This is a genomic window from Aestuariivirga sp. (assembly GCF_044239095.1).
Lineage (GTDB): Bacteria > Pseudomonadota > Alphaproteobacteria > Rhizobiales > Aestuariivirgaceae > Aestuariivirga.
This window is the reverse complement of record NZ_JBIICB010000197.1, coordinates 1-8139: the sequence shown is the minus strand read 5'-3', so window position 1 is coordinate 8139 and position 8139 is coordinate 1. Positions and strand designations below refer to the sequence as shown.

8 protein-coding genes are annotated in these 8139 nt (G+C 64.1%); 7 read left to right on the top strand and 1 reads right to left on the bottom strand.

The window, feature by feature from the left end; genetic code table 11:
• A partial coding sequence (locus tag ACILRA_RS16070; protein ID WP_395663089.1) for an alpha/beta hydrolase occupies positions 1 to 660 on the bottom strand: 660 nt, incomplete at its 3' end.
• Between the two features lie 84 nt (positions 661 to 744).
• Here ACILRA_RS16070 and phoR point away from each other — a divergent pair.
• The 7 genes from phoR (at position 745) to phoB (ending at position 8005) form a co-directional block, all read left to right on the top strand.
• Positions 745 to 1821 carry a phosphate regulon sensor histidine kinase PhoR gene (gene phoR, locus ACILRA_RS16065; protein ID WP_395663088.1) on the top strand — a complete coding sequence of 359 codons (1077 nt, stop codon included), beginning with the start codon at positions 745 to 747 and terminating at the stop codon, positions 1819 to 1821.
• Positions 1822 to 1927: 106 nt separating this feature from the next.
• The gene (locus ACILRA_RS16060) at positions 1928 to 2962 is read left to right on the top strand and encodes a PstS family phosphate ABC transporter substrate-binding protein (protein ID WP_395663087.1); all 1035 of its coding nucleotides are present in this window, start codon (positions 1928 to 1930) and stop codon (positions 2960 to 2962) included.
• A gap of 132 nt (positions 2963 to 3094) precedes the next feature.
• Entirely contained in the window at positions 3095 to 4261 is a 1167-nt protein-coding gene (gene pstC, locus ACILRA_RS16055; RefSeq protein WP_395663086.1) for a phosphate ABC transporter permease subunit PstC, read from the top strand.
• On the top strand, positions 4254 to 5732 hold the full coding sequence (gene pstA, locus ACILRA_RS16050) for a phosphate ABC transporter permease PstA (RefSeq protein ID WP_395663085.1): 1479 nt from the start codon (positions 4254 to 4256) through the stop codon (positions 5730 to 5732). The genes pstC and pstA overlap by 8 nt, the downstream gene beginning before the upstream one ends.
• Positions 5733 to 5747: 15 nt before the next feature.
• Positions 5748 to 6563 (top strand): phosphate ABC transporter ATP-binding protein PstB, encoded by an 816-nt coding sequence (gene pstB, locus ACILRA_RS16045; RefSeq protein WP_395663084.1) that lies wholly within the window; start codon positions 5748 to 5750, stop codon positions 6561 to 6563.
• A gap of 20 nt (positions 6564 to 6583) precedes the next feature.
• The gene (gene phoU / locus ACILRA_RS16040; RefSeq protein ID WP_395663083.1) at positions 6584 to 7306 is read left to right on the top strand and encodes a phosphate signaling complex protein PhoU; all 723 of its coding nucleotides are present in this window, start codon (positions 6584 to 6586) and stop codon (positions 7304 to 7306) included.
• A gap of 3 nt (positions 7307 to 7309) precedes the next feature.
• Positions 7310 to 8005, top strand: a complete 696-nt coding sequence (gene phoB, locus ACILRA_RS16035; protein ID WP_395663082.1) for a phosphate regulon transcriptional regulator PhoB — start codon at positions 7310 to 7312, stop codon at positions 8003 to 8005.
• The last annotated feature ends 134 nt before the right edge of the window (positions 8006 to 8139 follow it).

The window sequence follows — 8139 nt, the reverse complement described above, 5'->3', positions numbered from 1 at the left end:
CGGGCCCAGGAAGGCGGTGAGATAGCCCAGTATCTCCGCGCGGCTGAGGCCGGGGGCATTGGCGTTCCGCCGGTATGACTCGCTGTCCATGGTGGCGCTGAGGCCGGGGTTGACCAGCACCAGGCCGCGCAGCGGCGTCTCGCCACGCTGCGCCAGCCACAGGGCAAGGCCTGCCGCCACCTGCCCCCCCGCGCTGTCGCCCGAGAGCACGATCCGCGCGGGATCGATGCCGATGGCGCGGCCGGCACTTCTCATCCAACCGAGAATTTTTGCGGCATCCTCAACCTGTGCGGGGTGCCGGTGCTCGGGCGCGAGGCGGTAGTCGAAGAGCACGCTCACCACATCCGCCTGGTCGGCGATCTCGGCTGCGAGATCATCATGGGTCTCGCAGGAGCCCATGGTCCAGCCGCCGCCATGGGCATGGACGAGGCCCGGCTTCGGGTCCTCGCCCGGCGGCCGGTAGATCCTGACATGAATGCCCTCGACGTCGAGATCCTCGACCATCAGCCGGCCGGGGCGTTTCGCGCGGGCGCGGCGGCACTCGGCCTCCCACACCTCGCGCTGGCGGGCGAGCGGCCAGTCCGGGTCCCACGCGCCGTTGCGCCGCGCCTGCTCGGCCAGATGGGCTTGCATCTCCGGGTCAAAGGGCAGGCTGGCCATGGTCCTATGCTCCACCAACTGAATCTGTCATACGGCTCTCACAAATCTGCAGCAATGCAGCCCGTCCGTCTATTGTCCAGGATCATGTGGCCCTTCAGCCGTAACCTTCCGCCCGCGCAGGCCGCCGACGTGGCGAGCCCTGAGCCCCCGTACCCGTCCGCTTCGGTGAACGACATCATCCAGGCGCTGCCGGACCCGGCGCTGATGGTGGACGGCCAGGGCCGCGTGCTCCACGCCAATGCCCTGGCGCGTGACGTGCTGGAGACCGACCCGCAGGGCCTTCATCTCTCCGCCTCGATCCGCAATCCCGCCGTGCTCGAGGCGGTGGCCGCGGCCGTCGCAGGCGAAGAGGCAGTCAGCGTCGAATATGAGCTCCGCGTGCCGATGCTGCGCAGCTTTCTTGCTCATGTGGCCCCGCTGGGCCAGGGCCAGGGCGCGCTGCTGGTGCTGCGCGACCTGACCCGCGAACAGCAGATCGAGCGCATGCGCGCCGATTTCGTGGCCAATGCCAGCCATGAGCTCCGCACGCCGCTCACCGCGCTGACCGGCTTCCTCGAAACGATTCTGGGGGCGGCACGCAATGATGAGAAGGCGCAGGCCAAGTTCCTCGGCCTGATGCGCAGCCAGGCCGAGCGCATGCGCCGCCTGATCGACGACCTCCTCTCCCTGTCGCGCATCGAGATGAACGAGCATGTGAGGCCGCAAGGCGAGGTTGACCTGAACCAGGTGGCGGCCCATGTCTGCGACGTGCTCTCCGGCATGGCGCGGGAGCTCGGCTGCGAGGTGAGCCTTTCCGCGGACGGCCCGCTCCTCGTCACCGGCAGCCGCGACGAGCTGGTCCAGGTGGTGCAGAACCTCGCGGAAAACGCCATCAAATACGGCAGCTCCGGCAAGCGGGTGGACATCGCGCTGCGCCACGACGATGGTTTCGCCGAACTCACCGTGCGCGACCACGGCCCCGGCATTGCGGCCGAGCACATTCCGCGCCTTACCGAGCGCTTTTACCGCGTGAACGTCCAGGAAAGCCGCTCTCGCGGGGGAACCGGCCTCGGGCTTGCAATCGTCAAGCATATCGTCAGCCGCCACCGGGGCCGCCTGAGCATCGCCTCGGAATTGGGCAAAGGCAGTGAGTTTTCTGTCAGGATACCACTTAAAACGTAGTATTTTCAGATATTTGAATTGTCATTAAAACGTAGTTTTTTGGTCACATAGGTGTTTTGGTCCGGACCTAGGTTCCGCCTGCCCTTATAAACAGGAGAGATCAAACATGAAGCGCGTAATCCTCGCCGCCAGCTTGGTGGCCCTTACTGCGGTGCCCGCCCTGGCCCGCGATCAGATCCGCATCGTAGGTTCCTCGACGGTGTATCCCTTCACCACCGCCGTTGCCGAGCAGTTCGGCAAGTCGTCTGGCATGAAGACCCCGGTGGTCGAGTCGACCGGCACCGGCGGCGGCTTCAAGCTGTTCTGCGCCGGCGTTGGCGTGGATCATCCCGATTTCAGCAATGCCTCGCGCGCCATCAAGAAGGGCGAGTTTGAGGATTGCGCCAAGAACGGCGTGACCGATATCGTCGAGATCAAGGTCGGCTTCGACGGCCTGGCCCTCGCTGACTCGACCAAGGGCAGCGACATGAAGCTGACCAAGCAGCAGATCTTCATGGCGCTGGCCAAGCAGGTTCCGGACAAGGACGGCAATCTGGTTGCCAACCCCTACACCATGTGGAACGAGATCGACGCCGCGCTGCCCGCCCAGAAGATCGAAGTCTATGGCCCGCCGCCGACGTCTGGCACCCGTGACAGCTTCATGGAGCTGGTCATGGAGAAGGGCGCTGAAAGCTTCGACAGCCTGAAGGCGCTCAAGAAGTCTGACGCCAAGGCCTTTGAGGCCGTGTGGAAGTCGATGCGTGAAGATGGCGCCTTCGTTGAAGCTGGCGAAAACGACAACCTCATCGTCCAGAAGCTGGTCGGCAATCCCAACGCCATCGGTATCTTCGGCTTCGCCAACGTCGCTGAGAACGCCGAGATCCGCGCCCTCGCCATCGACGGCGTGGTGCCGACGATCGACACCATCGCCTCGGGCGACTACAAGGTGTCGCGTCCGCTCTTCGTCTATGCCAAGAAGCAGCATGTGGGCGTGATCCCGGGCATGGCGGAATTCGTGGCCGAGTACACCTCTGAGAAGGCTGTCGGCGAGGACGGCTACCTCACCGACAAGGGCCTGATCGCCCTTCCGGGTGAGGAAGGCGCCAAGATCCGCGAGGCCGCCAACGCGATGACGGTTCTCACGGCCGACATGGTCAAGTAAGCCGATACTAAAGCGCCGTCCGGCCCTTGCGGGCCGGCCGGCGAGGGGCGGCGGCCGCGGATGTACCGGCCCGCCCCGATCTTTGTGACGTGCCGCCAATGATGGCGGCGTGGCGTGTAGGGAGACCAGGCCTTGACCGCAATTTTCTTTGCTCTGCTCGTGGTTCTGGTCGTTGCCACCTATTTCGCCGGACGCCAGCGCGCCGCCGCATTGCGAAGCGCTTCCTCCCAGATCCACTCCCTGCCGAATTATCATGGCCTGCTGGCCGGCACCTCGGCCCTTCTCGCGGGGCTCTTCGTTTTCATCCTGCTCGCCGCGCCGCTGCCTGCGGTGGCGCCCTGGGCGGGGCTTGCCGCTGCAGCGGCGGCAGGTTTTGCGCTGTTCTCCCGGATCGCGCCGGATTTCCGGGCGCGCAACCTGTTCGAGAAGATCACGCTCGGCTTCCTCGTGACCTGCTCGGGGATCGCCATTCTCACCACCGTCGGCATTGTGATGTCAGTGCTGTTCGAGACCGGGCGCTTTTTCACGGAAATTCCGGCCCTCGAGTTTTTCACAGGCGTGCTTTGGGCGCCCACCGGCACGCCGCCGTCCTTCGGCTTCATTCCACTGCTGACCGGAACCCTGCTCATCACGACCATTGCCATGTGCGTGGCAGGGCCTCTGGGTTTGCTCGCTGCGACCTACATGGCTGAATATGCCTCGCCAGTGGTCAGGTCGATCTTCAAGCCGGTGCTTGAGATGTTGACCGGTATTCCCACGGTTGTTCTTGGCTTCTTCGCCGCGCTCACCGTGGCGCCCTTCATCCGTAACTCCGGCGCATTGCTGGGGATGAATATCTCGGCGGAATCAGCCCTCGCCGCGGGCGTGGTGATCGGCATGCTGCTGATCCCCGTCATCTCCTCGCTCTCCGACGACGTGATCAATGCCGTGCCGCAGTCGATGCGGGATGGCTCCTATGCCATGGGGGCCACCAAGTCCGAGACGATCAAGCGCGTCATCCTTCCCGCAGCGCTCCCGGGCATCGTGTCGGCCTTCATTCTTGCGGTGTCGCGCGCCATGGGCGAGACGATGATCGTCGTCATGGCGGCAGGCCTTGCGGCCCACCTCACCGCTAACCCCTTCGAATCCGTGACCACCATGACGGTGCAGATCGCCATGTTGCTGGTGGGCGACCATGAATTCGACTCGGCCAAGACGCTGGCGGCATTCGCGCTGGGTTTCGTGCTGTTCTTCTTCACGCTGATACTGAACTTCATCGCGCTGCGCCTGGTGCAGAAATACAAGGAACAGTATGACTGAGAAGCCCAAAAGGCCGGACCCGGCACTGATCGCCCGGCGCTATGCTGCCGAGAGGCGCTTCCGCATCTATGGCATCATAGCGCTGACCCTGACCACGGCCTTCCTAGCTGTGCTGTTGACGGACATCATCTCGCGCTCGATCCCTGCCTTCACGCAGTACCACGCTGTTCTCGACGTGACGGTTGATCCTGAGGCGGTTGATGCCGCGAAACCCTCAGCTGGCGATTTCGAAGGGCTGGCGAAGGCCGCCTGGCGCGCCCAGTTCCCCTCCGCCACCTCGCGCGCTGACCGCAGGCTGCTCAACAATCTCATCTCCAATGGCGGTGGCGATGAACTCCGCCGCAGGGTGGTAGCCGATCCGTCGCTGATCGGGCAGACTGTGTCTGTCCCCGTCATGCTGTCCGACGATGCCGACATCTATCTCAAGGGACAGGTGACCAGCGTCGCGCGCGCCAACGGGCAGGGTCCGCTGTCCATTCGCGCGGATGGCGAGAATGTCTTCCTCTCCGGCCAGGGCATTGGCCCCGGCTCGATCGTGCTTGCCGGTGGCGGCGCATTCAAGATCGCGGCTGAGGGTGATGCCGCCCCGGCAGAGGTCATCGCGGCGCCAAGTGCTGCTGGCGACGTTGCGGCAGGCCAGTGGCAGATCCTGAGCTTCGGCGTGCCGGAGGCGGACCGCAAACTCGCCGACCGCCCCGCCGTCTGGCTCGAGATGATGCGCGATAAGGGCAATATCGAGCGGCAGTTCGCCTGGAACCTGTTCCTCAACGGCGACTCCCGCGAGGCGGAGCTTGCGGGCATTCTCGGCTCCATCATGGGTTCGCTGATGGTGGTGTTCGTGACCGTCATCCTGTCGCTGCCAATTGGTGTCTCGGCGGCGATCTACCTCGAGGAATTCGCCCCGAAGAACCGGCTGACCGAGATCATCGAGGTCAACATCAACAATCTTGCGGCCGTGCCCTCGATCATCTTCGGCCTGCTTGGCCTTGCCGTGTTCCTTGGCTTCTTCGGCATGCCGCGCTCGGTGCCGCTGGTCGGCGGTGTCGTCATCGCGCTGATGAGCCTTCCCACCATCATCATCGCGTCACGCGCCGCGATCCGGGCGGTGCCGCCCTCAATCCGGGAGGCAGCGCTGGGGGTTGGCGCCTCGCACCAGCAGGCGGTCTTGCACCACGTGCTGCCGCTCGCCATGCCGGGCATCATGACGGGAACCATCCTTGCCGTCGCCAGCGCCATCGGCGAGACGGCCCCACTGCTTCTGATCGGCATGGTGGCCTTCATCGTCGATATCCCCACGGGCTTCCTCGAATCGGCCACCGTGCTGCCGGTGCAAATCTACCTGTGGTCCGACCTGCCGGAGCGGGCCTTCGAAGCGCGCACCGCGGCTGCCATCGTGGTTCTGCTGGTGATCATGCTGATGCTCAACGCCCTTGCGATCTACCTCCGCAAGAAATTCGAACGCCGCTGGTAAGCGAGGACAAGAGTGATGGACAAGAAATTCCAGGCCGTGGTGACGCCGGCAAGCCCCCGCATCATGACGGAGCGCCCCCCGCGCATCGATGCGAAGAACGTGAACATCCATTATGGCGAGAAGCACGCCATCAAGGATCTCTCGATTTCCATCCCGGACCGCGCCGTCTCGGCCTTCATTGGCCCGTCGGGCTGTGGCAAGTCGACCTTCCTGCGCTCCATCAACCGGATGAACGACACCATTCCGGCCTGCCGCGTCCAAGGCGACATCCGGATCGATGGCAGCGACATCTATGACCCCAGCCTCGACGTCGTGCAGCTTCGTGCGCGCGTCGGCATGGTGTTCCAGAAGCCCAATCCGTTCCCCAAGTCGATCTTCGAGAATGTCGCCTACGGCCCGCGCATCCACGGGCTGGCCGAAGACAAGGCGGAGCTCGAGGACATCGTGGTCAAGAGCCTCAAGAAGGCAGGGCTGTTCGAGGAGGTGAAGGACCGCCTGAACCACCCCGGCACGGGCCTTTCCGGCGGCCAGCAGCAGCGCCTCTGCATCGCGCGCGCCATCGCGGTCAGCCCCGATGTGATCCTCATGGACGAGCCCTGCTCGGCGCTTGACCCGATCGCCACCGCCAAGATCGAGGAGCTCATCGACGAGCTCCGCCAGAATTTCTGCATCGTCATCGTGACCCATTCGATGCAGCAGGCAGCGCGCGTCTCGCAGCTGACGGCCTTCTTCCACTTAGGCACCCTCGTGGAATACGGCGATACCGACGAGATCTTTACCGCGCCCCAGGAAAAGCGCACGCAGGACTATATCACCGGCCGCTTTGGCTGAGCCTTCGGGAGGACCAAGACATGACCGACCACACCACCAAGGCCTATGACGAAGAACTGGCGCAGCTCAAGACCATGCTGGCGCAGATGGGCGGCCTCGTCGAGCAGCAGCTCGATGACGCCATCGACTCGCTGTCGCGCCGCGACACGGGACTAGCCGACCTTGTTATCCAGAACGACGAGAAGGTCGACGCACTCGAGCACCAGATCGAGGAGAGGGCGATCGTGACCATCGCCAAGCGCCAGCCCATGGCGCGCGACCTGCGCGAGATCATGGTGGCGATCCGCGTTGCCTCCGATCTCGAGCGCATCGGCGACCTCGCCAAGAACACGGCCAAACGCACCCATGCCATCTCGGAGCCGCTGCCGCGCAAGCTGATGGTGGGCGTCGTCCGCATGGGGCGGATGGCCCAGGAAGAGCTCAAGAATATCCTCGATGCCTATGCGCGCTCGGACGCCACCCTGGCGCTCGAGGTATGGCGTGCGGATGAGGATCTGGACGCGCTCTACAACTCGATCTTCCGCGAACTCCTCACCTACATGATGGAGGACCCGCGCAACATCAGCCTGTGTACGCATCTTTTGTTCGGCGCCAAGAACATGGAGCGGATCGGCGACCATGCGACCAACATCGCCGAGAACATCCACTATCTCGTGCACGGCAAGCCGCTGGCTGAGGGCCGTCCGAAGAAGGACATCACCAGTTCCTTGCGTATCGAGGGTTTCAACCATTCGGACGAGTGAGCCATGAGCGCATCCATTCTGGTCGTCGAGGACGAGGAGCCAATCCAGATCCTGCTGAGCTACAATCTTGAGGCCGAAGGCTACCGCGTGCGCCAGACCGCCGTGGGCGAAGACGTGGTGCCGATGATCGGCGAGGAACGCCCCGACCTCATCCTGCTCGACTGGATGCTGCCGGGCATCTCCGGCATCGAGGTGTGCCGCCTGCTGCGGACAAAGCCCGAGACCCGGGACGTTCCCATCATCATGCTGACCGCGCGCAGCGAGGAGGCCGAGCGTGTGAGAGGTCTCGCCACCGGCGCCGACGACTACATGGTGAAGCCGTTCTCGGTGCCTGAACTGCTGGCCAGAATCCGCACCATCCTGCGCCGCATCAATCCGGACGCCGTTGCCGACCAGCTGAAAGCTGGCGACCTGTCGTTGGACCGCAAGACCCGCCGCGTGACGCGCTCAACACGAGACATCAACCTGTCTCCCACCGAGTTCCGCCTGCTCGAGCACCTGATGCAGAACCCCGGCCGCGTCTATTCCCGCGCCCAGCTGCTCGACACGGTGTGGGGGCACGATGTGTATGTGGACGAGCGCACCGTGGACGTCCATGTCGGCCGCCTCCGCAAGTCACTGAGCCGCGGGCGCGAAGTGGACCCTATCCGCACCGTGCGCGGCATGGGCTATTCCTTCGATGAGCGCTTCGGGCGGTAGCTGAGTAATTTCAGCTAGTGGATTGGCCGGGACAAAAGAGTCCGATTGAAGGTTCCCAACGGCTTGTTGACGTGCGAATCTGAAAGGATGCGCAATGGTATCAGTTTCACCGTTTCCGCCGCCGACTGTCAGCG